This is a genomic window from Vibrio sp. 1402 (assembly GCF_033340275.1).
This window is the reverse complement of the sequence record NZ_JAWOWE010000141.1, coordinates 1-870: the sequence shown is the minus strand read 5'-3', so window position 1 is coordinate 870 and position 870 is coordinate 1. Positions and strand designations below refer to the sequence as shown.

Sequence of the window (870 nt, the reverse complement as noted above, 5' to 3'; positions counted from 1 at the left end):
ATTGCGGCGTTCACCATCAGCACTGGACCTTCTTGTTTTCCGTGAATGATTTCCACAGGGATAGAAAGTGGAGAGTGCGTGTATAGCTGAGCAGCTTCGAATTCTACTTCTAAACGCTGTCCTGGTTGTATTTTATGCCCGAGCAGCTCAAATACTTTGCTTGTTTTACTTCTGGCCATAAACCATCTCTGTCAAATAAGTTAGCAACAATGTAACAATCGCGTCAAAATCACACTAATCATTCTAATTAAGGATACGACAAATTATTTTAATCAAGGAGAGCAAATAATAACCTTTTGTGGAAAGTTTGTTGTAAATGTGACGTTTATTATTTGCTGAATATCTCGTCACCCTTATCTTAAATTGGTTATTTATTGTTTAGATAAATGTCCACGTATTAAAAATAATAAAGATGCTTTCTTCGGAAAATTCTGTCTTTTATCCCTAGTTTTTATAAGCTAATATCCGCGCCGAATTTTCGACCTAATACTTTTTAACTAGAGGTTTTGATGAAAAAGGCAATTGCTAAAATTGGCGCATTGACTGCTGTGGCAGTTTCACTTTCAGGTTGTGTTGGCAGCAACGCGGTAACTGGCTATGTTATGGGCTTCAACTTGAAAGCGGTAGATAACCGTTACGCTCGTGGTGGTCTAAACATGCTTATGGCACCAGTTTACGGTGTGGCAATCGCAGCTGACTACATCGTATTTAACTCTCTAGAGTTCTTGAATGGTAAAAACCCGCTAAACGGCAAACCACACATCTTCGATACTAAGATGGACACTTACATTGATGTAAACCACCAGCTAGATAAGTCGCTTACAACAGCGCCGATTGGCCCACTTACAAACAATCGCGTTATCGAGCAAG

1 protein-coding gene and 1 pseudogene are annotated in these 870 nt (G+C 39.4%); one reads left to right on the top strand and one right to left on the bottom strand.

All coding sequences use genetic code 11. The features are described from left to right. Positions 1-179, bottom strand: a pseudogene (locus R7044_RS24670) (deacylase); the annotation flags it as partial. A gap of 330 nt (positions 180-509) precedes the next feature. On the opposite strand from R7044_RS24670, the gene R7044_RS24665 reads away from it, so the two are divergent. Then, positions 510-870, top strand: a 361-nt coding sequence (locus R7044_RS24665; protein ID WP_225455929.1) for a DUF3332 family protein, incomplete at its 3' end; no start/stop codon positions are given.